Source organism: Lentibacillus sp. JNUCC-1, from assembly GCF_009741735.1.
GTDB lineage: Bacteria > Bacillota > Bacilli > Bacillales > Amphibacillaceae > Lentibacillus_B.
In genome coordinates this window covers 1,286,958-1,311,237 of sequence record NZ_WHOH01000001.1, presented here as the reverse complement: position 1 = coordinate 1,311,237, position 24,280 = coordinate 1,286,958, and the positions used below count along the sequence as shown (strand labels likewise).

General features: G+C 46.4%; 12 protein-coding genes and 6 pseudogenes. 13 read left to right on the top strand and 5 right to left on the bottom strand.

Annotation, left to right across the window (positions count from 1 at the left end; translation table 11 throughout):
* The first annotated feature begins 192 nt into the window (after nucleotides 1–192).
* From megL to JNUCC1_RS05860, 8 genes and pseudogenes are all read left to right on the top strand, one after another.
* A pseudogene (megL, locus tag JNUCC1_RS05895) lies at nucleotides 193–1,376 on the top strand (methionine gamma-lyase).
* Between the two features lie 164 nt (nucleotides 1,377–1,540).
* Nucleotides 1,541–2,991, top strand: a pseudogene (gene cls, locus JNUCC1_RS05890) (cardiolipin synthase).
* A gap of 30 nt (nucleotides 2,992–3,021) precedes the next feature.
* Complete coding sequence (locus JNUCC1_RS05885) at nucleotides 3,022–3,540, top strand: acyl-CoA thioesterase (protein WP_156644542.1); 519 nt, start codon at nucleotides 3,022–3,024, stop codon at nucleotides 3,538–3,540.
* Nucleotides 3,541–3,787: 247 nt separating this feature from the next.
* Nucleotides 3,788–5,314 (top strand): histidine ammonia-lyase, encoded by a 1,527-nt coding sequence (hutH, locus tag JNUCC1_RS05880; RefSeq protein ID WP_156644541.1) that lies wholly within the window; start codon nucleotides 3,788–3,790, stop codon nucleotides 5,312–5,314.
* 593 nt (nucleotides 5,315–5,907) lie between these two features.
* Nucleotides 5,908–7,566, top strand: coding sequence for a urocanate hydratase (gene hutU, locus JNUCC1_RS05875; protein WP_156644540.1), 1,659 nt, complete (start codon nucleotides 5,908–5,910; stop codon nucleotides 7,564–7,566).
* Between the two features lie 20 nt (nucleotides 7,567–7,586).
* Complete coding sequence (hutI, locus tag JNUCC1_RS05870) at nucleotides 7,587–8,840, top strand: imidazolonepropionase (protein WP_156644539.1); 1,254 nt, start codon at nucleotides 7,587–7,589, stop codon at nucleotides 8,838–8,840.
* Nucleotides 8,837–9,789: pseudogene (hutG, locus tag JNUCC1_RS05865) on the top strand (formimidoylglutamase). Before hutI ends, hutG begins: the two are co-directional and overlap by 4 nt.
* Before the next feature lie 595 nt (nucleotides 9,790–10,384).
* Nucleotides 10,385–11,629, top strand: a complete 1,245-nt coding sequence (locus tag JNUCC1_RS05860; protein WP_156644538.1) for an aminopeptidase — start codon at nucleotides 10,385–10,387, stop codon at nucleotides 11,627–11,629.
* Nucleotides 11,630–11,677: 48 nt separating this feature from the next.
* Here the strand turns inward: JNUCC1_RS05860 and recQ are convergent, their stop codons facing one another.
* Nucleotides 11,678–13,834: a DNA helicase RecQ gene (gene recQ, locus JNUCC1_RS05855; protein ID WP_156644537.1), complete on the bottom strand. Its 2,157-nt coding sequence runs from the start codon at nucleotides 13,832–13,834 to the stop codon at nucleotides 11,678–11,680.
* A 351-nt stretch (nucleotides 13,835–14,185) separates the two neighbouring features.
* Between recQ and JNUCC1_RS05850 the strand changes: the two are divergent.
* Nucleotides 14,186–16,056 (top strand): annotated as a pseudogene (locus JNUCC1_RS05850) (cation:proton antiporter).
* Nucleotides 16,057–16,275: 219 nt separating this feature from the next.
* On the opposite strand, the gene JNUCC1_RS05845 reads toward JNUCC1_RS05850, so the two are convergent.
* Complete coding sequence (locus tag JNUCC1_RS05845; RefSeq protein WP_156644536.1) at nucleotides 16,276–16,458, bottom strand: SE1832 family protein; 183 nt, start codon at nucleotides 16,456–16,458, stop codon at nucleotides 16,276–16,278.
* Between the two features lie 23 nt (nucleotides 16,459–16,481).
* Entirely contained in the window at nucleotides 16,482–17,537 is a 1,056-nt protein-coding gene (locus JNUCC1_RS05840; protein WP_231747001.1) for an AI-2E family transporter, read from the bottom strand.
* A gap of 183 nt (nucleotides 17,538–17,720) precedes the next feature.
* Between JNUCC1_RS05840 and JNUCC1_RS05835 the strand changes: the two genes are divergently transcribed.
* From JNUCC1_RS05835 to JNUCC1_RS05825, 3 genes and pseudogenes are all read left to right on the top strand, one after another.
* A complete protein-coding gene (locus JNUCC1_RS05835) occupies nucleotides 17,721–19,457 on the top strand; it encodes a phospho-sugar mutase (protein ID WP_156644534.1) in 1,737 nt (578 codons plus the stop codon).
* A gap of 232 nt (nucleotides 19,458–19,689) precedes the next feature.
* Nucleotides 19,690–20,449: pseudogene (locus JNUCC1_RS05830) on the top strand (TerC family protein).
* Between the two features lie 107 nt (nucleotides 20,450–20,556).
* Nucleotides 20,557–20,925, top strand: a complete 369-nt coding sequence (locus JNUCC1_RS05825; RefSeq protein ID WP_156644533.1) for a DUF488 domain-containing protein — start codon at nucleotides 20,557–20,559, stop codon at nucleotides 20,923–20,925.
* A 13-nt stretch (nucleotides 20,926–20,938) separates the two neighbouring features.
* Here the strand turns inward: JNUCC1_RS05825 and JNUCC1_RS05820 are convergent, their stop codons facing one another.
* Nucleotides 20,939–21,190 carry a hypothetical protein gene (locus JNUCC1_RS05820; RefSeq protein WP_156644532.1) on the bottom strand — a complete coding sequence of 84 codons (252 nt, stop codon included), beginning with the start codon at nucleotides 21,188–21,190 and terminating at the stop codon, nucleotides 20,939–20,941.
* 47 nt (nucleotides 21,191–21,237) lie between these two features.
* On the opposite strand from JNUCC1_RS05820, the pseudogene chrA reads away from it, so the two are divergent.
* Nucleotides 21,238–22,418: pseudogene (chrA, locus tag JNUCC1_RS05815) on the top strand (chromate efflux transporter).
* A gap of 10 nt (nucleotides 22,419–22,428) precedes the next feature.
* Here chrA and ligD read toward each other — a convergent pair.
* Nucleotides 22,429–24,207: a DNA ligase D gene (gene ligD, locus JNUCC1_RS05810; protein ID WP_231747000.1), complete on the bottom strand. Its 1,779-nt coding sequence runs from the start codon at nucleotides 24,205–24,207 to the stop codon at nucleotides 22,429–22,431.
* Nucleotides 24,208–24,280 lie beyond the last annotated feature (73 nt).

The following is a 24,280-nucleotide window of genomic DNA, read 5'->3' as shown; positions in this document are numbered from 1 at the left end:
GAGCCTCAAAATTAAAAGGAGATTCATTTAAATATAGGTAAGTATTGCTATCTTTAAAGTAAATGATATTATTTTAAGCCTCTCCAGAATAAAAAGCAATGTATTTTTATACGGTAAACGCTTTCATTTTATTGGTGAATCACATATGATGGGGGTGTGGGATTTTTTAAAAAGACAGTGAGGGGGAGTTGTATGGATAAAGAAAATAAGCGGATGGAAACGATGGTTATTCATGGGGATATGATTCAAAGACGATGCAAGGCAGCCTTGTTCCGCCATTATTCCAGACATCCACGTACACATTTGAATCGGCTGAACAGGGGGAGAGGAGGTTCGCGGGGGAAGAGCCCGGATATGTTTATTCACGGCTCGGCAACCCGACTGTGACGGTGCTGGAAGAACGGATTGCTGCGCTGGAAGGGGGAGAGCGCGGGCTTGCTTTTGCTTCGGGGATGGCTGCTGTGTCCGCTGTGCTGGTTGCGTTGACAAAGGCCAACGACCATGTGCTATGTTCTGAAGGGCTGTACGGGTGTACATTCGGCCTTCTGTCTATGATGAAAGAAAAATATAACATTGACAGTGACTTTTCGGCTATGGCGACGAAAGAGGATATTAGAGCGCTGATCAGACCGGAAACAGCTTGTATTTATATTGAAACGCCGATCAATCCAACGATGAAGCTGATTGATTTGGAAATGGTCGCTGAGGTTGCGAAAGAATTCAGCATTCCAGTGGTCGTTGATAATACATTCTCATCGCCTTATCTGCAGCGGCCGCTTGACCTTGGCTGTGACGTCGTGCTCCACAGTGCCACAAAATATATCGGTGGGCACGGAGATGTGATTGCAGGACTTGCGGTTGGGAAAAAAGATTTTATGGATGAAGTGGCGATGACGACGCAAAAAGATATTGGCGGTGTAATCGCTCCGTTTGATGCCTGGCTGTTATTGCGTGGTTTAAAAACTTTGCCACTCAGAATGGATCGGCACTGTGATAACGCGGAACGGATTTTCGAAAAACTCCAAGCGCATCCGAACGTGGAACGTGTGTATTTTCCAGGTGATGAAAATCATTCAGATCACCATATTTGCGAGCGGCAGATGAAACGTGGCGGGGGAATGCTTGCATTTGAGGTGAAAGGCACAAAAGCAGATGCCCAAGCACTCTTGAATCGCCTGTTCTTCTTGAAAATTGCTGTTAGTCTTGGGGATGCTGAAACATTGATTGAACATCCAGCCTCTATGACACATGCGGTTGTTCCGCCAGAAGCCCGGCTGGAGATGGGCATTCGTGATGAACTGATTCGTTTATCAGTCGGACTGGAAGCATGGGAAGACATCTGGTCAGACCTTGAACAAGCCTTGAACCAAATGTAAACAAATATGAACAATAAAAACCAGTTGCCCGGGAATTTTGCAGCTGGTTTTTGTGTATTAGGATTTGAGGATTCCCGGTTATGGATGAAGTATGCTATATTATGGGTATATGGAAGTATAGGAAAATGACATGGTTTCTTTGGTTCTGAGAGGAGATTTCGTGTGTGGAGTATTTAACAGTTCCGAACATTTTACTGGGATTTTTTCTTTTTTTTAATATTGCGCTCGGCTTCTCGATCATTTTTCTTGAGAGAAAAGATGCCAGTGCGACTTGGGCATGGCTGATGGTGCTGTTGTTCATTCCAATCGGCGGGTTTTTGCTGTATCTGATTTTTGGGCGCCGGTTGAGCAAGCGGCGAATCTTCACTTGGGATACCAAAAGTAAGTTGGGTGTAAAAAAAGCTGTCCAGGCACAGCTCAGAGCCATTGAAGATGATGAGTTTAATTTTAAGGACAAAGAACTGGCTGCGTATAAAGATTTATTTTACATGCATCTTCGTAACAATGATGCCATTTTTACCCAGGATAATGATGTCCGGATCTTCACCGACGGGAATGATAAATTTAACGCTATGCTGGATGATTTGGATCAGGCAACAGATCACATTCATCTGTTGTATTATATCATTCGGTACGACAGACTCGGGAAGCGGATTACCGACACGCTCATCCGGAAAGCCCAACAGGGTGTAGAGGTTCGGGTGCTGTATGATGATATGGGTTCACGGTTGTTAAGCAGGAAATTCATTAAACGGCTCCGCAAAGCCGGCGCCCATGTGGATGCATTTTTCCCGCCTAAAATCCCAAGGTGAACTTTAAAATCAATTACAGAAACCACCGTAAGCTTGCTATTATAGACGGGCAGATTGGTTACATTGGCGGCTTTAATATAGGTGATGAATACCTTGGCGAAAGCCGTAAATTCGGCTATTGGCGTGATACCCATTTGCGACTGTCTGGAGATGCAGTCAGAAATATGCAGACACGATTTATTTTGGATTGGAACCAGGCTTCTCGCAACCATATTGGCTATGAGGAACGTTTTTACAATGCTGAACCTCAAGGCAATGTCGGCGTACAGATCGTCTCAAGCGGGCCGGACTCAGAGTGGGAGCAGATTAAGTACGGGTATATTAAGATGATTTTATTGGCAAAAGAGTATGTGTATATTCAGACCCCCTATTACATACCTGATGAAAGCCTGCGTGATGCCTTAAGAATAGCAGTGTTGTCCGGGGTGAAAATAAAAATAATGATTCCTAATAAGCCGGATCATCCATTTGTTTATTGGGCAACGCTTTCTTATATTGGGGATTTGCTGAGTGCGGGTGCTGAAGTGTATATTTATCAAGGTGGATTTTTACACGCGAAAACGATAGTGGTGGACGGGAAACTTGCGTCTGTTGGTACAGCGAATATTGATGTGAGGAGTTTCCGCTTGAATTTTGAAGTGAACGCATTTTTGTATGACACAGCAATTGCCCAAGAACTGGTAGAGGCGTTTGAAAAAGATGTTCATAAATCAACGCAAATGACGAAACTCCTCTACCAAAAACGATCACTCGGGATCCGGTTTAAGGAGTCCATCTCACGGTTGTTGTCACCGATCTTATAACATTAAAGCTGATATGAAGGAGAGATTTTTATGGAAGCAAAACCTTGCAGTTATTCATTAGCCGTTAAGACGTCGCATGTTTTGCCGCCTGACACGAATGCGCATGGCACACTTTTTGGCGGGAAACTGGTGGCTCATATTGATGATGTGGCAGCTATTGCCGCAGTCAGACATGCCCGAAAGCCGGTTGTGACAGCCTCAATGGATTCTGTTGACTTCCTCGAACCTGTTCGTGAAGGAGATTCAGTTTGTGTGGAAGCCTTTGTCACTTGGACCCATGAAACGTCGATGGAAGTCTTTGCTAAAGTTGTAACTGAAGACTTGTTAACGGGAGCGAGAAAAGTGTGCACCACTGCTTTCTTAACCTTTGTCGCTCTTGGAGAAGATGGGAGACCAGATATGGTGCCACCGGTGTACCCTGAATCGGAACATGAGAAAAAGCTGAATGAACAAGCTGCCGAGCGAGCCGCACATCGTAAGCAGCGACGTAAACAATCAAAAGAATTTGCCCAGATATTCGGCACAGATTACCCATGGCTGCGCGAATAAACGGGAAAACGGGGCCAGTCTGCTAGGATTTTAGTTCTGGGAGTCTGGTCTCAAAAGTTTCTTGACAATAATTTGGTAAACGCTTACAATGGTAATCAAGAAATATTTGAATATTTGGGGGATGTCCATGATCCGGTGGGAGCGCAGTACATTCAAACACCTAAGGAAAGAGGCTCGATGAATCATACAATCGGGGCTCTTTTTTTATGGACTTTAATACATTAAATCACTGCTGTGGAGGTGTGAGATGTTGATTTTATACGGGGACCGGCTGACGCTTAAAGAGGCGGATGCGATTGCCTGGCAGAGTGAACATATAGAATTGTCCCAGAAAGCAAGAAAGCGGATTGTGGCAAGCCGTAAGACAGTCGAGTCTATGTTAGAGGAACGCCGCACAATGTATGGTATTAATACCGGATTTGGGAAGTTCAGTGATGTCGTGATTGAAGAAGCGGATCTTGATGACTTACAGCGCAATTTAATACATTCACACGCTTGTGGGGTTGGGGCGCCATTTTCTGAAGAGGTTTCACGAACGATGCTGCTGCTCAGGGCCAATGCGCTGGCAAGGGGGCAATCGGGTATACGTCCAGAGCTTATTGAACAGATTTTGTATTTGTTGAATGCGCGCATTCATCCAGTTGTCCCCGAACAAGGGTCACTGGGCGCAAGCGGGGACCTTGCTCCACTGGCACACTTAGCGCTTCCGTTGTTAGGTGAGGGGGAGGTCTTTTACAATGGTGAACGCATGAAAGCCCGTACTGCTTTAAAACAAGCCGGGATCACGCCAATTAAGCTGAAAGCAAAAGAAGGGCTTGCTCTTATCAATGGGACACAGGCGATGACTGCCCAAGGGGTGATCTTGTACGGGGAAGTGTGCAAGCTTCTTAAGCAGAGTGAGCTAATCGGCGGAATGACGATGGAAGGGCTGAACGGCATTATTGATGCCTATGATGCCGACCTGCACGAGGCCCGCGGTCACCAAGCGCAAAACAATGTGGCTTCCCGCATGCGCAAGATCCTTCAAGACAGTGCCCTTACGTCACATCAAGGTGAAATCCGTGTTCAAGATGCCTATTCGCTTCGGTGTATTCCACAAGTACTCGGTGCATGTTGGCAGACGGTTCACCATGCCAAAGACGTGCTCGAAACGGAAATAAATGCCGTTACAGACAATCCGCTTATTTTCACAGATCCGGACAAAGTTGTTTCAGGCGGAAATTTCCACGGGGAGCCTGTCGCGTTTGCCATGGACTTTCTGAAACTTGGCATTGCTGAGACAGCTAATATATCTGAGCGCCGAATTGAACGGCTTGTCAATCCGCAACTGAATGACCTGCCCCCGTTTTTAAGTCCGAACCCTGGTCTGGAATCTGGCGCTATGATCATGCAATACACAGCTGCTTCACTTGTTTCAGAAAATAAAACCTTGGCTCATCCAGCTAGCGTGGATTCGATTCCGTCTTCGGCGAACCAGGAAGATCATGTCAGTATGGGGACTATTGCGGCAAGGCACGCACGTGACATGCTCGCTAACACCCGGCGTGTCGTGGCGATCGAACTGATTTGCGCGATGCAGGCGGTGGAATACCGTGGCATTAATCGCATGGCAACAGCGACCCGCCGGTTGTATGACAATGTAAGACCCTGGCTTCCAAGTATTACAGAAGACCGGATTTTCTCAGAGGATATTGAAAAAGTAACCGACTGGCTCAAAAATGCTAACGACAGTGACGTCGCAAACTACACCAGTGAAACGGTCCAAATCAAGTGAGCTCACAGCAAATCAATCAACATAAACAGCTGCAATTTATAGGCGCAACTTCCGTAAACTGCGAACTAATCAAACCCAATATACTTTTATGAAAGCACCGTGATTTGCGCTCCGGGAAGTCGCTTTCCGCGGGCACGGCCTCAGCCTCCTCGCTCGCAAAGACCGCTCACTGTGGGGTCTTCAGACTCGTGCTGTTCCCGCAGGAGTCGACTTCCCTCCGCTCCAATCACTCAATATAATTCAGTGGCTTGGACGACTCATCACTAATATTCATTTGGGACATTTACACGCTCTACCCAAGCTCAGGGAAAACACGGAGACTCCAGCGGAAGGATAAGCCTCGGTGAGACCCCGCAAGCGCGGTATAGGGGAAGGAAGGCTAAAACCGCGACGTCCTGTCGCAACGCCTTCATGACCCACCTCCTGTGGGCCCGAGGCTCAGCAGCGCCCACGGAAAGCGGAGTGTTTTCTCCGAGTGGTTGCTAGAGGAAGTTATTTCAAGTTTTCTCTAGTTTGCAGTTTGTGTCGAATGGTCTTTAGGAGATATCGGCAACTTTTTGTATTAGGTTTGTTAAAAAATTAAAAAGGTGGGGATGTTTGTGGAACGTGTTGGGGTTAGAGCAAAGCGAGGGACTGTGTTGGAATGTAAGGGATGGGAACAGGAAGCGGCGCTTAGAATGATATGCAATAACCTGGACGCTGAAGTGGCTGAACGGTCGGAAGACCTTGTTGTATACGGTGGGATTGGCAAAGCTGCCCGGAATCACGAATCATTTGATGCAATTGTCAAAACGCTTAAGAATCTTGAAAACGATGAAACGATGCTCATTCAATCAGGCAAACCAGTCGGGGTATTCAAAACACACAAGCATGCCCCGCGCGTATTGTTGTCAAATTCTGTTCTTGTTCCCAAATGGGCCAACTGGGAGCATTTTCACGAACTCGACAAAAAAGGCCTCATGATGTATGGCCAGATGACAGCCGGAAGTTGGATCTATATTGGCACTCAGGGCATTTTGCAAGGAACGTATGAGACGTTCGCAGCCATCGCCAAACAACATTACAATGGCTCCTTAAAAGGTACAATCACACTCACAGCAGGTCTTGGCGGGATGGGAGGCGCTCAGCCGCTCGCTGTTACGATGAATGACGGTGTGGTGATTGCGGTGGAAGTAGACGCAGGCCGGATTCAAAAACGCTTGGACACAAAGTACTGTGACGTCTCCACAGATGATATTGACGAAGCCGTCCGTCTGGCCGTAGAGGCTCGCAACAACAATCGCCCTTTGTCGATCGCGCTTTTGGGCAATGCAGCAGAAGTCCATGAACAATTACTTGATAAAGATATACAAATCGATATTATGACCGATCAGACATCAGCCCATGACCCGCTAAATGGTTATGTACCAGCAGGCTATACAGTTGCTGAAGCAGATGACCTAAGGCGACGAGATCCGGATTTGTATGTCAGTCTGAGCCAGAAAAGTATGGCCCGCCATGTAGAAACGATGCTTGCTTTTCAAAAGAAAGGCACAATAGTTTTTGACTATGGCAACAACATTCGTCAGGTCGCTCAAGATGAAGGTGTCGAGCACGCATTCGATTTTCCCGGCTTTGTTCCAGCTTATATCAGGCCGCTTTTCTGTGAAGGGAAAGGCCCATTTCGCTGGGTGGCCTTATCAGGAGACCCTGAAGATATTTACCGTACAGACCGACTGATTAAAGAGCTTTTTCCGAAAAATGAGCCATTGACACGCTGGATTGACATGGCTCAGGAACAGGTGGCGTTCCAAGGGCTGCCATCGCGCATTTGCTGGCTTGGTTATGGTGAACGGGTGAAAATGGGGCTTGCGATTAATGAGCTTGTAAAAACAGGCGAGCTAAAAGCCCCGGTCGTCATCGGGAGAGACCATTTGGACTGTGGCTCTGTCGCCTCGCCCAACCGAGAAACTGAAGGGATGAAAGATGGCAGTGATGCAGTCGCGGACTGGGCTGTGCTGAATGCCCTGATTAACACGGCTGCAGGCGGTTCATGGATTTCTTTCCATCACGGTGGCGGAGTTGGTATGGGATATTCGCTACATGCTGGTATGGTTGTTGTTGCAGACGGAACAGATCTTGCTCAGGAACGGCTGGAACGCGTGCTGACGACTGATCCAGGAATGGGTATTATCCGTCACGCCGACGCCGGGTATGAAGAAGCAACACAATTTGCCGATGAACATAACATACACATCCCGATGCATGAGTAATCATGGAAAGGAGCATTAAGATGAACGTTGATGTGCTGATAACAAATATCGGAGAACTGTTACCTATGAATGCGGATGGTGCTGTAAAAGGGAAGGCAATGAATGAGCTGGAAATCATAAATGATGCAGCCATAGCCATCCGAGGTGACCATGTTGCATGGATCGGCAGCATGGCTGAAACCACAAACATTCAAGCGAAAAAAACAATTGATGCTGACCAAAACCTTGTCACCCCTGGACTTGTTGAACCGCACACGCACCTCGTGTTTGGCGGATCCAGGGAAAAGGAAATGGCTTTAAAACAACAGGGCGTAGACTACCTCGAAATTTTGGAAGAGGGCGGCGGCATTCTGGCGACGGTCAATATGACACGCAAGGCAACATTTGATGAGCTTTACAAAAAAGCACGCTTTCACCTTGATCGTATGATGATGCATGGTATGACAACCGTTGAAGCAAAAAGCGGCTACGGTCTTGACTATGAAACCGAGATGAAACAGTTGGAAGTTGTGCAGAAGCTTCAACAAAATCACCCGACAGACCTTATCTCAACTTTTTTGGGTGCGCACGCCATCCCGCCTGAATACAAAGACGATACAGATGGATTTTTGGAGAAAATGGCGGATATGCTGCCTGAGATTAAGGAAAAGGAATGCGCTGAATTTGTCGATATTTTTACAGAAACGGGCGTTTTCACCGTCGATCAGTCTCGGCGCTTTTTACAAAAAGCCAAGGATGCAGGCTTTCGTGTAAAAATCCATGCGGATGAGATTGATCCGCTTGGGGGGACAGAGCTGGCTGTAGAGGTGGGCGCAGCGAGCGGAGACCATTTGGCAGTTGCGTCTGATGAAGGTATTGCCCGATTGGCGCAGTCAGATACGATCGGAGTCATTTTGCCGGGAACGAGTTTTTACCTTGGGAAAGATGCTTATGCACCGGCCCGTGCCATGATTGATGCGGGCGCGGCAGTGGCGATCTCGACTGACTTTAACCCAGGGAGCTGTGTCACGGAAAATCTCCAGCTGATTATGTCCATAGCGGCGCTAAAGTTAAAAATGACGCCAGCAGAAATCTGGCATGCGGTAACCGTGAACGCCGCACATGCGATTGACCGTGGGAGCACGGCAGGCACAATCGCTGTTGGACGCCAAGCAGATATCGTTATCTGGGATGCACCCAATCATATGTATATCCCGTACCATTACGGGGTGAACCATGCCCGGACAGTACTGAAAAGCGGCCGAATCATGTATGAAAGGCAGGCGATACAATGAAACAGATTCGTCATTTAAAAGAGGCGGGGGGCGCGGGCTTTGTCGATCGCTATACAAGGAAAGCGGACACCTTGCTTCAGCCGTGGACTGGCCGGGAAAAAGGAAAATACGGTCTAGTGGGTCTCCCGCTATCCAAACCATCGATCAGTCATTCCGGCGCTTCTCTTGCCCCGGGCGCGATACGAAAGGCACTGGCAGGGTATTCAACTTATTCAGGAGAAACAGGGATTGAACTCGAGGATACCATTATCGACTTTGGGGACTTTTATATGGATCCAACAGATGTAACAGGCAATCAGGAGCGGCTGGTGGAGGGGATGAAAGATGCTTATGAAACAGAAGCGGCCGAGCATATGATCATGCTCGGTGGTGACCATTCCATCAGTCACGCTACAATAAAGGCACGGTCTGATCAGGGTTTACGTATTGGAGTGATTCAGTTTGACGCGCACCATGACCTTCGTAACACCGAAGACGGCGGGCCGACAAACGGCACACCGTTTCGCCGTTTGATTGAAGAAGAAGCCATAGCCGGGCATGACTTGGTTCAGATTGGTATCAGGGATTTTTCTAATGCAAAAGCTTATTCGGATTATGCTGCGGAAAAAGGTGTCCACGTCTATACAATGGGCGATGTTAAAGAAAAATCAATCCGAACCATTCTTAAAAAAGAACTCGAACGTCTGGCGCATGTTGTTGATGAAATCTATCTGTCTATTGATATGGATGTCGTTGATCAGGCATTTGCACCGGGGTGCCCTGCGGTCGGACCGGGGGGATGGATAGTGATACCTTACTGAAAGGGATCGCACTTGCAGCGGAATACAAACACGTCCGTTCCATGGACATCGTCGAAATCGACCCAACTGTCGATATCCGCAACATGACAAGCCGCCTCGCCGCCTACGCTTTACTGCAATTTATGCTTGCTAAAAAAAGAATCCGTTAATGATCTATTAGCACCCAGTTTCTGTAAACTGCGAACTAATTAGTTAGATCTAATTTGGAATTTTATGACTGCCACTGGCAACCGCTCGGGGAAAACACTCCGCGTCCAGTGGGCGCTGATGAGCCTCCTCGCGCTGCGCGCTGTGGGGTCTCATCTAGGCTTTTACTCCCACGGGAGTCTCCGTGTTTTCCCCGAGCTAGATATGAGAGGTTATTCTCTAACTCTTATGTGAGTAGAACCGTCCAAGCCTCTGAATTACATAGAGTGATTGGAGCGGAGGGAAGTCGACTCCTGCGGGAACAGCACGAGTCCGAAGACCCCACAGTGAGCGGTCTTTGCGAGCGAGGAGGCTGAGGCCGTGCCCGCGGAAAGCGACTTCCCGCAGCGCAAATCACGATACTCTCATTATGGTTAGTTGCCAGAAGCAGTCATTCCAAGTTTTCACTGGTTCGCACTTTGTGTCGATTGTTCATTAAAAAAATAACTGCAAGTGCTTTAGGGTATGGTTACATACGGTATACCTAATTGTTTGAGGCGGCTGGGTTTTTGTGAAATAATACAAACATTAACTGTTTACACAATTGGAGGAAGGATTATGATTGATCAACAAACGAAGGAAAAATATGCAGAACTTGCTTTGAAAAAAGGTGTTAATTTGCAAGAAGGACAGGCTCTTATGCTGAATGCACCGATTGAGGGTGCTGATTTCACAAAGATTGTTGTCCGCAAAGCTTACGAAATGGGCGCGAAAGATGTTCATGTAAACTGGGTTGACGACGAACTGACTTTGCTTAAGTATGAGAATGCGCCTGAAGAAGTGCTGACGAATGTGCCTGAATGGCGTGTGAAACTGCATGACTTCTACGCGGAAGACGGAGCAGCTGTTCTCTCGATCCGCTCCACCAATCCGGATTTGCTGAAGGACATTGATCCCGGGCGCATTGCCAAAGCGAATAAAGCGAATTCGGAAGCGATGGTGAATTTCCGCAAATATACAATGAACGATAAAATCACTTGGTCAATTATCTCTATCCCAACCGGTGACTGGGCTCAGAAGATTTTTCCGGACGAATCCAAGGAAGAGGCGATTTCCAAGCTGTGGGACGCCATTGTTAAAATTGTACGCGTTGATCAGGATGATCCTGTTAAAGCGTGGGATGATCACAATGCCACACTGGAAACAGCTCGGGCGATCCTAAACGAAAAGAAATACAAAAGACTTATTCTGACAGCACCAGGCACTGAGCTGGAAGTTGACTTGCCTGATGGACACATCTGGAAGGGCGGAACTGCTGAATCCGAAAAGGGTATTGTGTTCAACCCGAACATGCCAACTGAGGAAGTGTTCACAATGCCGCATAAATACGGTGTCAATGGTCATGTTTCCAGCACAAAGCCATTGAATTACGGTGGCAGTCTGATTGACAACTTTACGTTGACTTTTAAAGATGGTCAGGTCGTCGACTTCAAAGCTGAGCAAGGAGAAGCAACTTTGAAGCATCTCTTGGATACAGATGAAGGTGCCAAGCGTCTTGGAGAATTTGCACTTGTACCGCATGAATCACCTGTATCACAATCAGGACTTATTTTTTACAACACACTATTTGATGAAAATGCTTCTTGTCACATTGCACTCGGCAAGGCTTATCCGACCAACATTGAAGGCGGCTCTGCTATGAGTGATGAAGAACTTGACAAACATGGCGTTAACGACAGCTTGACCCACGTCGACTTTATGATTGGCTCTGAAAAGCTGGACATTGACGGCATGAAAGCTGACGGTACCACAGAAGCTGTGTTCCGCAAAGGGACATGGGCAATCGATGTAACCGGTAAATAATATTTAAAAGCCTCGTTCCAATTTTGGAACGAGGCTTTTATAATATCTTTACATAAAGCCATTTTTAACGAGCACGGCTTTGATACAAGGATAACTGTATCCCTCTGGTAAAACTTCTTTGAGCTCCCTTAGACGCGGTTCTTCAATTTCTGAGCGGGCTTTCAGCACTTCTGTTTCTTGTTCTTCATCGAAAAATATGGCCCATGCTACCGGATAGCCTTCTTTGGCGGCTTTGAAAATATGTTCCTCAATGGTTTGAGGTGTCATGTCGCGCCGGGTTGCAATGTCCTTTATCGATGTGCCTGATTGAAACATATTATAGCTGATCATATGGCTCGGCCGCTCATCTTTCTCCGCTTTTTTCACTTCGCGGACGACAGGACCTTGATCGATTCGCACTTTTTTATTCTTCGCAGCTTCTGGATGAGCTTCAATCCACCTCAAGATAACTTCAAGAAAAGTCTCTCCGTACTGAGCGTATCTCTTCTCGCCAACACCTTTGATCGCCAGTATTTCCTGTTCAGTTTCAGGCAAATATCGGGCAAATTCTTTCAATGTGGCATCGGAAAAGAGAACATAAGGCGGAACCCCTTGTTCATCCGCCATCGTTTTCCGCAATTTCCGCATTTCCTCAAACAGCTCCGCGTGATAATCTTCCTCACCCGCACTAGCAGGCAAAGGTGCTGCTTTCATCATGACGGTGCGTTTGCCTTTTAGGACGTCCACTGAGTTTTGATTCAATTTCAGAGTCGGGAATTTGCCCTCTTCGGTTCCTAAGATATTTTCCGCCACGAGAAATTGAATGCGCTCTGATACATCTTTTTCTGTGTAGGCTGATAAAAGGCCAAATGTCGAGAGCCGGTCGAGACCAAACGAACTGACACGTTTGTCGCGAGAGCCTTTTAAAACTTTGGCGGTCAAAGAAGCACCGAAGCGCTCGCCCATTCGTTTTACGCAGGAAAGGATCATCTGAGCTTCCTCGGTAATATCAACTTTTTCCTGATCATCGATACAGTTGCTGCAGCGACCGCACATGCTTTGGGCTGGCTGATCCCCGAAGTATTGCAAGATATAGGTGGTCAGACAGCTGTTCGTATGACAGTAATTGATCATGGCCTGAAGCTTACGATATTCCTGTTGCTTAGCGCCTTCGTCAGCCAGGGATTGTTCAATGAGAAACTTTTGCAGCTGAATGTCTTGCGGGGAAAAGAGCAATATGCAGTCACTCGCTTCACCGTCACGACCAGCTCTGCCGGCTTCCTGATAATAAGACTCGATGTTCATCGGCATTGCATAATGAATCACGAACCGCACGTTGGATTTATCAATTCCCATTCCGAATGCATTCGTTGCAATCATAATGGCGGCTTCATCATACACAAAGGCTGCCTGGGCTTCCCGTCGCTCATCTTCTGAAAGTCCTGCGTGATATTTCTTCACAGCAAGATCGCGGCGTGAAAGCTGTTCATATAAGGTATCGGCCTGCTTGCGGGTAGCTGTGTAAATAATGCCGGATTCACCTTTATGACGTCCCAGGAAGTCTTGGATGTAACGCGCTTTATTCTTCCCTTTGACAATATGAAAATTCAAGTTGGAACGTTCAAATCCAGTATTGACCATATGTTCCGGTGTGATATCCAAAAGCGCGCGAATGTCATCCATGACTTCTTCTGTTGCGGTTGCCGTCAGTGCCATGTAAACGGGAATGTTTGGGATGGCCTTTAAACGGGGCACAACCGATCTGTAGCTGGGACGGAAATCATGACCCCATTGTGAGATACAATGGGCTTCATCAAAAGCAACAAGAGAAATGTTCATACGAGAGATGGTATCGACAAACCGGCCTGAATCAAATCGCTCCGGCGCCACATACACGAAAGAATAAGCGCCCTCAGCAATATCATTCAAGCGCTGGTTTTGTTCCCCGGGTGACAGTGAACTGTTGAGATATGTAGCACTAATGCCGAGTGCTTTCAGAGCATCAACCTGATCTTTCATTAGTGAGATTAACGGAGAAATAATAATAGCAGTCCCATCCAACATCAGACCGGGGATTTGATAGCAAATGGATTTACCTCCGCCTGTCGGCATCACCGCGAGCGTGTTTTGGCGATCGATTACCGTCTCAATCACCTGCTTTTGCCCAGGTCGAAACGCGTCATAGCCGAAATATGTTTTAAGTAAATGTTCTGGTTTTGAAGACATGTCCGATCCTCCTCATTAGACTCTATCCTATCACACTATTAATTACAGGGGCACTTATTTTTAATAATCAAGATACACTTAAATAGCCCAGCTCATAACACCAATTTCAACCCTCAAAACTTTAATAAATTGAAGATTAAAGTTCTCCCAGGCTCTAAATCCACTAATTAAAAAAAACTGCATGATAAATTAGACTGTAAAAAATTATATTTCTTTGAAAAACTGTTTACTTTATTTGGGTTCACATATAGAATGACGTTATGTTTATCAAACTTTTAATGGTGATCGAAAATAGTAGAGATTTATTGATATAAATATACGCAAAAAGCTTGAAACGAATGGGGGCAGGTTATGGTTCCTTCAATTTTATTTGAAATTATGCTGATCGGGTTACTTGGCATCGGCTCTCAATGGCTGGCATGGCGATACAGGATGCCAGCGATTGTAGTGATGTCGATTACTGGGCTTTTAGTTGGGCCGGTTTTTGGTTTGATGAATCCTGAAGAAGACTTCGGTGGTTTGTTCAGTCCGATCATTTCAGTGGCAGTGGCCATCATTCTATTTGAAGGCAGTTTAAATTTAAACTTTAAAGAAATACGCGGGTTGGGAAAACCCGTATTTCGCATATCCACTGTTGGAGCGTTTCTCGCCTGGATTTTGGGCTCGCTGACGGCGCATTATATTGCAGGTTTGTCCTGGGCTGTGGCTTTTGTCATTGGCGGTTTGTTTATCGTGACAGGGCCAACTGTTATTATGCCGCTTCTTCGCCAATCCAAGCTTAAACCGCGTCCAGCTAAGATATTGAAATGGGAAGGTATTATTGTTGATCCAATCGGGGCACTCTTAGCAGTATTTGCATTTGAAATCATTGCTTTTTTAACATCTCAAAATCCTGATGGCTCCAAACTTGTGGCCTTCTTTGCAGCATCCATATTTGCCGCAATCTTCGGCTGGGCGCTTGGCCGTGGCATTGGCTGGATGTTTGAAACAGGGCATGTCCCTGAATTTCTGAAGTCACCGGCTGTGTTTATCGTGGTGATTTTGTGCTTCACCGGGGCAGATGAGATCATGCATGAAACTGGACTTTTATCTGTTACGGCAATGGGGATCACCCTTGCTAACATGGGGATCAGTTCTGTCGAGGATATGAGACACTTCAAGGAAAACATCTCGATTTTGCTTATATCTGCAATATTCATTATGCTGACGGCTTCCCTACAAGTGGATACATTGCTTCACATTTTCAATCCGAGCATAATTGGCTATGTATTATTAATGATGTTTATCGTTAGGCCGTTGTCGATTTTCATATCAACGATTGGGTCAGGGTTATCCTTAAATGAAAAAGCTCTCGTCGGGTGGATTGCCCCACGCGGCATTGTGGCTCTGACGGTATCCAGTTATTTTGCATCGATCCTGTTGGATGCTGGCTATGAAGATGCCGAACTGTTGACAACGCTGACGTTTGGACTTGTATTTTTCACAGTAGTGGCGCACGGGTTTTCCATCAGCTGGCTGGCAAGAAAACTGCATTTATCAATGGAAGGACGACCAGGCACACTTATCGTAGGCAGCAACCCATTTACGGTTGAGCTCGCAAAGTCATTGGCCAAGTCAAAAGCACCCGTCATTATTGTTGATTCTTCCTGGGAAAACCTCCGCTACGCCCGTAATGGCGGTGTCCCGTTTTATCACGGGGAAATGCTGTCAGAGCAGACGGAGTACAATTTGGATACAATACCATATGAATATATGCTGGCAATCTCTGAGTATCATTCATACAATGCGCTTGTCTGTACGACATTTATGCCGGAATATGGCCGGACCAATGTCTTTAAAATCAGCCCCTTGAGCAGATCGCAGGGCGAACAAGTGATATGGTAGACAAAATTGGGGGACGCATTTTGTTTAATGAAGAGGTGCTGCTTGAAGATTTGATTGATAAAGTCCGAGAGGGGTACGTTTTCCGTCAGACGACGATTACCCAGCAGTATTCATATAAACAATATATTGCTGAGCGACATGAGGAGACCGTGCTCTTGTATCTCATCAAACCCTCAGGGCAGATTAAATTCTACTCCGAGGAGATGCGTACAGTGCCTGGGGTAGGAGATGTGATTGTCAGTTTTACACCACGTCATAAAGAGCAGAAAAAGATTCAAGTGCGTCTCGAAAATCAGCGTAACGGCAACGGCAATGGCACATTCAAAAAGAAAGACTAATAACAAAGAGGCTGAGTCCACCAAACCGGGCCCAGCCTCTTTGTTCAGATTAAGGTAATTAACAAACCACAACTTTCTTAATATACGATGTACGGTTGGAAAGAAAAACATTATATATGTTTATGAGAGTACCGTGATTTCCGCTGCGGGAAGCGGAGTGTTTGTTTTCCTCGCCTGGTTGCCAGAATCGGTCATTTCTAGTTTTTAACCTCGATGTCTTTACTCTGGCAGTTGGTCGAGTTTTTGGTTGACGCGGGCGATTTCTTCTTCGAGGCGAATGAGCTGGGCTTCAGCTGAGGAGACTCTGCCGCGTACGTATTCAAGTTTGTCCATGTCGCTTTGGATGCGAACGTAATCTGCCTTTAGGTTGGCCAATTCTTCTTCAAGTTCTTTCTTATTCATTATGTTTCCCCCTTGTTGTAACATTAAATAAGTGCATCATCTTTATTTTTCTTGGAATCCACATAGGTTTCATAAAAGTGTACAATAATGGTTTTAATCACTGCATAGAACGGCACGGCAAACAAGATGCCGATAAAGCCGGCGATGCTTCCGGCGGCCAGGATGACTGTGATAACGGTGAGCGGATGTAAGCTCAAAGCGCGGCCCATCACATTTGGCGAAATGAAATTACTTTCAATCTGCTGGGCGACAAGCATGATCAGCGCGACCAATACGAGCATAATCGGAGCCTGAAAAGCACCAACAATCAAGGCAGGCACCACAGCAATAAACGGACCGATAAAAGGAATCACGTTCATCAGCATGCCGAACAAAGCGAGCGTGAGCGAATAATTCAGGTCAATAATCCAGTATCCGATGAACAGCAGAACGCCGACACAAAAACTGACAATCAGCTGACCTTGAATAAAAGATGTTAAAGTGTCATCTATTTTGCCCATTAAAGCGCGGATGTTTGCAGCTTTCTTTTTATTGAAGATCTGCGTAATAAAAGGCACAAACTTATCTCCGTCTTTCAGCATGAAGAACAGAAATAGCGGGATAAGTACAAGAGCTGTAACAAAGCTGATCAACTGGCCTATAAACCCAAAAATGTAATTAATGACATTCTCCACATAGGATTGCAGATTGTTCATGAAGTCATTAATCGCACTATTTACTTCATCAGGTATAATTGTCTGGTTCGACTGCCAGTATGAAATGAGATCTTGTGCCCAGTCAACCATTTTCGGGATATTCCCAATAAGGTTGGAGAATTGACGCTGGGCGATTGGCACAATGTACATGAAAAAGAAAAATATAATGAGTGCCAGGACAATATAGACAAGAAATATAGAAATAATGCGGTTGATTTTGATCCGTTCAAAAAGATGCATTAATGGTTTGCTCAGGTAATATAGAATACCAGCGCCGATAAACGGAATAGCGACGGCACCAATGGTTTTAAATATGGGATCAAAAATAAAGTTTGTTTTCTCAACGAGTAAAATAATTAAGAACAACAAAATAAAAAACATCATCGTCTGGAACCAGCGTTTTTGGACCAATCACATCACAACTTTCACTCAAGTTTGTTTCTATAGTCTAACATACTGATCCATAAATGTGGCACATAATGGGCAAACTCGAAAGCCAATGGATAAAACGGTCAAAATGTGTTACTATTTTACAAAAGATGACGATTTCAAGGGGGAAGTCAGTAAATGTCAACTTGGCAGGAATCTTATCAGCGGTGGAGCAATTTTAAACAGCTTGAACCAGCGCTCAGAACAAAATTGGATGACCTTGCAGGAAATGAGCCTGCTTTGGAGGATGCATTTTATAAAGAACTTGCATTCGGTACAGGCGGTATGCGCGGTGTACTTGGACCAGGCACCAACCGGATGAATTTATATACAGTGAGAAAAGCAGTGGCAGGACTTGCCCGCTATTTAAATGAAAATTGCGTGAATGTAAAAGACAGAGGTGTCGTGGTGGCGTATGATTCACGCTACCAATCCCAGGCTTTTGCAATTGAAACAGCTCGTGTTCTTGGCGTGTACGGCATTAAGACATACATATTTAAATCACTCAGACCTACACCTGTTCTTTCCTTTGCGGTGCGACACCTCGGAACGGCTGCAGGAATCATGATTACAGCGAGCCATAATCCACCTGAGTATAACGGATTTAAGGTCTATAATGAAGACGGCGGCCAGATCGTGCCAGCCGAAGCAGAGGACGTTATCCAGTGTATTAACAGTGTTGAGAGTGAGCTTGAAGTACCGGTGTTGGATCAGCAAGAAGTTGAAGATAAAGGGCTGTTGAACTGGATCGATAGTGAGGTAGACGACGCATATCTGGAGAAACTGCTGCAAGTTTCGAAACTGAACGAAACGGAACTTCAGAAATCCAAAAAGATAGGCATCGTGTTTACGCCCCTGCACGGCACCGCACATAAACTTGTTACAGAGGGATTGAAGCAACTGAACTTCAGCAATGTCACTGTCGTTGAAGAACAAGCCGAACCTGATCCCGAATTCTCGACGGTCGAATCACCGAATCCTGAAGAACATCAGGCTTTTGCTATGGCCATTGAGGAAGGCGCACGGGTAGGCGCAGATATACTTCTCGGGACAGATCCAGACGCCGATAGACTCGGGGTAGCGGTTAAAGACAGTCATGGGAACTACACCGTCCTCACGGGCAACCAGCTGGGCGTTCTCATGCTTGACTATCTCTTGGCGCGAACAGACCACCACGTGCTCAAAAGCGCCCGTGTCCTGAAAACCATCGTAACAACTGAGCTGGGCCGGCGCATTGCTGAATCTTACGGGGCAAAAACAATTGACACTTTGACCGGGTTTAAGTTTATCGGTGAAAAAATTCGTGAGTTTGACGCCACGGGTGAAACGTTTGTGTTTGGATTTGAAGAAAGTTATGGTTACCTGATTCAAAACTTTGCCCGCGATAAGGATGCTGTTCAAGCCGCCATGGTTGCCAGTGAAATGGCTTATGAATGGAAAAAGGAAGGCAAAACGCTTCTCGAAGCCTTGGATGTACTATATGAAAAGCATGGTTACTATTTTGAAGATATGTCCTCACTCACTTTGAAAGGTATCGAGGGTTCGGAACAAATTAATCAGATCATGTCAGAAATTCGCTCCAATCCGCCTCAAGAAATTGGCGGGCTTGAAGTGCAAAGAATGGAAGACTACATGGTTGGCGCTCGTTTTCTGCTTCAGAAAGATCAGCATGAACCACTCGATCTTCCTAAAGAAAACGTGGTGAAATTCCTGCTTGAAGAAGACAGCTGGGTCACTTTGCGGCCATCAGGAACAGAGCCTAAAATCAAATGCTATTACGGGGTGTCAAGTAACGATCACACCACAAGCAAAACACGTCTCAAGGCTATGAAAAAAGAAATGGAAGCATTGATGGATGGTATAGTTAACGCTTAATCGGGTAATATGAAGGTATCCCATCTTATAGTTGACATTTTTCGTCAAACAGGTTTTAATAAAATTACACTTAAAGGGGAGTAGCTGCACAATCAACGTCGTCATTACGAGATCTCATCTCCGGCGTGATTGGCAACACCACGTTGTTAGCGAGACCTTTACCGTTGATGGGTAAAGGTCTTTTTTGATGCCTTTTTCCTGGAACGGAATCACTTAAAAAGGAGACATCAATATGGAAATCTCGCTACTGCTTGAATATTTATGGGTTCTCGTTGTTTTGGTCGGACTTGAAGGGCTTCTCGCTGCGGATAACGCACTCGTATTGGCCATAATGGTTAAGCATCTTGAGCCTAAACAGCGGAAGAGAGCGTTGTTCTATGGCTTGGCAGGCGCTTTTGTACTTCGCTTCGGATCTTTGTTTATCATCTCGTTCCTTGTCGATATTTGGCAAGTTCAGGCTTTAGGGCTGCGTACCTGCTCTTTATCGCAATTAAACATTTGTATGATAAATACAAAAGAAAAGATGAAACCAAGAAACCCGATACAAGCGGATCTGGTTTCTGGATGACTGTATTAAAAGTGGAATTTGCTGACCTTGCCTTTGCGGTTGATTCCATTCTGGCAGCAGTTGCAATCGCCGTTGCACTGCCTGCAACTGGTTGGGGAACGATCGGCAGCCTTGATACCGGTCAGTTTATCATTGTGTTTGCCGGGGGTATGATCGGCCTGATCATCATGCGCTTTGCCGCCAATGTGTTTGTTCGATTATTGAACAAGCGTCCCGGTCTTGAAGTGGCTGCCTTTTACATTGTCGGCTGGGTGGGCGTCAAACTGGCCGTCATCGTTATGGCTCATGAAGATATTGGCTGGATTCCGCACGAATTTCCGCATTCCACCCCATGGAAGCTGATATTCTATGGTGTCCTCGTCGCAATTGCAGCAGGGGCTGGTTTCTATCAAAAAAACAGCCGGAACAAGAACAGTCAAGTTGATAAAGGTATTAGAGCCGGGTATTTCCTCTGGGAAACTACCCGGCTTTTAATATGTGGCTAAAAAGGGTAATGATGTACCATCAGACAAACATAGGAGGTATTTACAAATGCCAGTTAATTTGAAACGCATTTATGATGATGCAGAGGAAAAAGACGGTTACCGGGTATTGGTGGATGGCATTTGGCCAAGAGGAATGGCCAAAGAGGATGCGAAAATTAATGAATGGCTGAAGGAAATTGCTCCATCCAATGACCTGCGCAAATGGTTTGGCCATGATCCGGACAAGTGGGAAGATTTCAAGTCCAAGTATAAACAGGAGCTTGAGAGCGGCAAGCAACAGGAAGCACTGGAAACCTTGAAACAGCGGACACGGGAACACAACAAAAATCTTACATTGCTCTTCGGTGCAAAAGATGAGCAGCACAACCAGGCTCAGGTGTTAAAAGAAATTGTTGATCATCAGCCTGGAAAGTAACAAAAACGTGATGTTAATTTTGTGTAAAGTCTCCCAATTGATTCATGGTTAATGGTAAGATGAGAGCACATGCAGCACGTTGAACGGGGTCCGTGCTTGGATAGGATGGGTTCTTGCTTTGATAGAAGGCATTCTTGCTTGGATAGATTGGGATCTTGCTTGGATAGAAAGCGCCTTTGCTCGGGTAGAGTGCGATCTTCCTTTGATAGACCGTCTTCTTGCTTTGATAGGAAGCACTGTTGCTCCGATAGGATCCACTATTCATTGGATTGCGTTCACACGGCGTGCGCAAACATTTACTTTGGAGGAATCATGGGACAGAAACATTCATTATGGGAGATCTTGTGGACGGCTTTTAAGCTGGGGCTGACGTCATTTGGCGGCCCTGTGGCACATTTGGGATATTTTAAAAATGAATATGTCGACAAGCGCAAGTGGCTGGATGACCGGACGTATGCAGATATTATTGCTTTATGCCAATTTCCTCCGGGACCCGCGAGCAGTCAGGTTGGCATTTCCATTGGGATGCTTAGAGGTGGGCTCACTGGCGGTATTCTCGCATGGTTTGGATTTACCATACCATCGGTTGTTGTTCTCGTTCTGTTTGCGCTTGTTTATCAATCACTCGCTTTTCAGGAGCCTGCGTGGATTCTAAGTCTGAAGGTTGTGGCAGTCGCAGTGGTGGCTCATGCTGTCCTTGGTCTTGGCAAAAAGCTGACACCGGACAAGCCACGGATTGCAATTGCACTCGCTGGGACACTCGTTATGCTCCTTGTTCCGTCTGTCTGGATGCAAATCGGCGTCATTGTCGCATCTGGTTTTGTCGGGTGGCTTTTTTTACCCGTAAAGCAGATGCCTCGGGCTCATCTTTTCCAATCAGAATCTCGAAAAAGGTGGGTGCAGGCGCTTTGACAGCGCTCGGTCTTCTGTTGGCCGGTCTCCCTGTTTTGGCCCGAGTAATAGATCATGCATTCATAGCACTTTTTGACACATTCTTTCGTGTCGGTTCGCTCGTGTTTGGGGGCGGGCATGTCGTGCTGCCGCTTTTGGAGCAGGAAGTTGTGCCGCCTGGTCTTTTAACAGGGAGTGAATTTTTGTCAGGTTACGGGATGGCTCAGGCTGTGCCAGGTCCATTGTTTACGTTTGCCGGCTACCTTGGTGCCATGATCCATGGTATAGCCGGAGCGGCTGTTGCCACCATCGCGATTTTTCTGCCGTCGTTTTTACTGATCATCGGTGTGCTGCCTTTTTTCGAAGCGTTACGCAAACGTCCGACGTTCCGAGGGGCACTAACCGGCGTGAATGCGGGCGTTGTCGGTCTCCTGTTGGCCGCTTTTTATGATCCGGTTTTTACGAGCGGGATTACCAATGGCGCTGATTTTGCACTGGCTGCCATTTTATTTGCCATGTTGTCTGTCTGGAGGCTACCGGCTTGGGTCGTCGTGATAGCAGGTGTTGTATTGGGGAGCGGGATGACTCTGTTGTTAGGGTAACAGCACTTGTTCACTTGATCCGCTCCAACAGCGCCTCCAGCTTCTGTTCTTTCCCGACCGTAAAATAATCGGCAAAAGGACACCCCATTGTTTGAACCCTGGACACAACGTTTTCAATTGTAAAAGCTTCCGGACGCAGGTCTTCTGTTACTTCATGCCAGAATAACGGCGTGGCCACGGTTCCTTCCGCCGAACTTCGGGGTGAATACGGTGCAATGATCGTTTTGTCTTTGCCATGCTGAACATAGTCGATATAAAGCCGACCCTTGCGCTTGTTTTTCATCCGCTCGGTCGTAAACAGATCCGGTTGCGCCTGTTCGACTGTTTTGGCAATCGCTTCTGTGAAAAGAGCTGTATCTTCGTAACTGAGCGCTGAGTCAGGCAATGGAATGTGAATCTGCAGACCTTTTCCGCCAGATGTTTTAATAAAAGATGCAAGATGCAGCCCATCAAGGAGCTGTTTAATCAGGTGGGCAGCTTTCACGGCGAGTTTCATCTGTTCCCGGTCAGGCGGATCGAGGTCAAACACGATTTCAGAGGGCATAGGCTTTCCGATCATTTGAAAGGGCATGTGATACTCAAGTGTCCCGTGGTTGCCAAGCCATATAAGCTCTTGTAATGTCCGGCACTGGATCAATACGTCATCCCCGCTGCCCGACCTTTTGAAAAAGTCCGGTGCATAATCTGGCAGATGTTTTTGATAAAAGTGTGTGCCCGTAACACCATCAGGGAAGCGGATGAGGGTGAGCGCTCTGTCTTTAAGAAAAGGCAGCATATAAGGTGCTATTTTCCGCAAGAAAATAAGCATATCGCCTTTCGAGAGCAAGGCATCCGGCCAGAACAACTTATCGGCGTTCGAGAGGTCGACTGATTCTGGATACAAGGCTAAGTCGTGTTCCAGCTGGTCCGCAGTCCATTGCTCTGTTAAAGGTCCGACACGAACGAATTCCGGCTCCCTCAGTTCAGCCTCATACAAATCCAACGTGTGAATTCCAGCCTCAATCGCTGGAGGCAGTTCCAGTTGACCTTTGTGCGCTTTCCCATGAGCCTTGAAAAATTGCTCAAGCGTGTTTCTGGATTCTGCATCCAGCCCATGTTTGCATTTACCGATCTCACGCCAATGATCCCCGTCTTTTACTTGTACAGTAAAATATCCGTTCGAAGTGTTGTAACCGGTCAGAACACCTTTGATGGTGCGCCAATTTTTCACTTTGAACCAACTATGGTGCTGCTTGCCTTTCTGATATGTACCCGTCTTCCGTTTGGCAATGATGCCTTCACCCCGGTGAACAAATACGTCCTGCCATAAAGCGTTAATGTCTCGCGTCGCTGGTACATAGCGCAAACGCAATCCACCCGTGCCAATCAAGTCTTTCAGTTGCTTTTTTCTTTTAGAAAAAGGAACTTGAGTATCATCATTCCCATTATGTTTTACCAGATCAAATGCCATATAAGTCGCTGGACGCATGTTGGCTTTTTCAGCAATCGTTCCAGCGTTTTTCAACCGTCCGCGCTGTTGCAGCAGCGAGAAATTGGCTTGCAATGGGGTGTTTAAAATAACGAGTTCGCCGTCCAGTGTCAATGGCGGCTTGGCAGCAAAACTTTCACGGACGTCTTCTGTAATCTCAGGAAACTTAGTCGAAAGATCCTTGCCATACTTGCTCGTCAGTGAAACTGAATTGCCGTCCCAGTCAAGCACACACCGAAACCCATCATACTTCACTTCATATAACCATTCTTGCCCAACCGGCCACTCAGCTCTCGCTACCGGCTTCATCACCTGTTGCATGTCAAACACCTCCCAATGGTTTAATATCCCCACGTCATCTGCCAAATACTCACAAGCATAGTAACCCTACGAT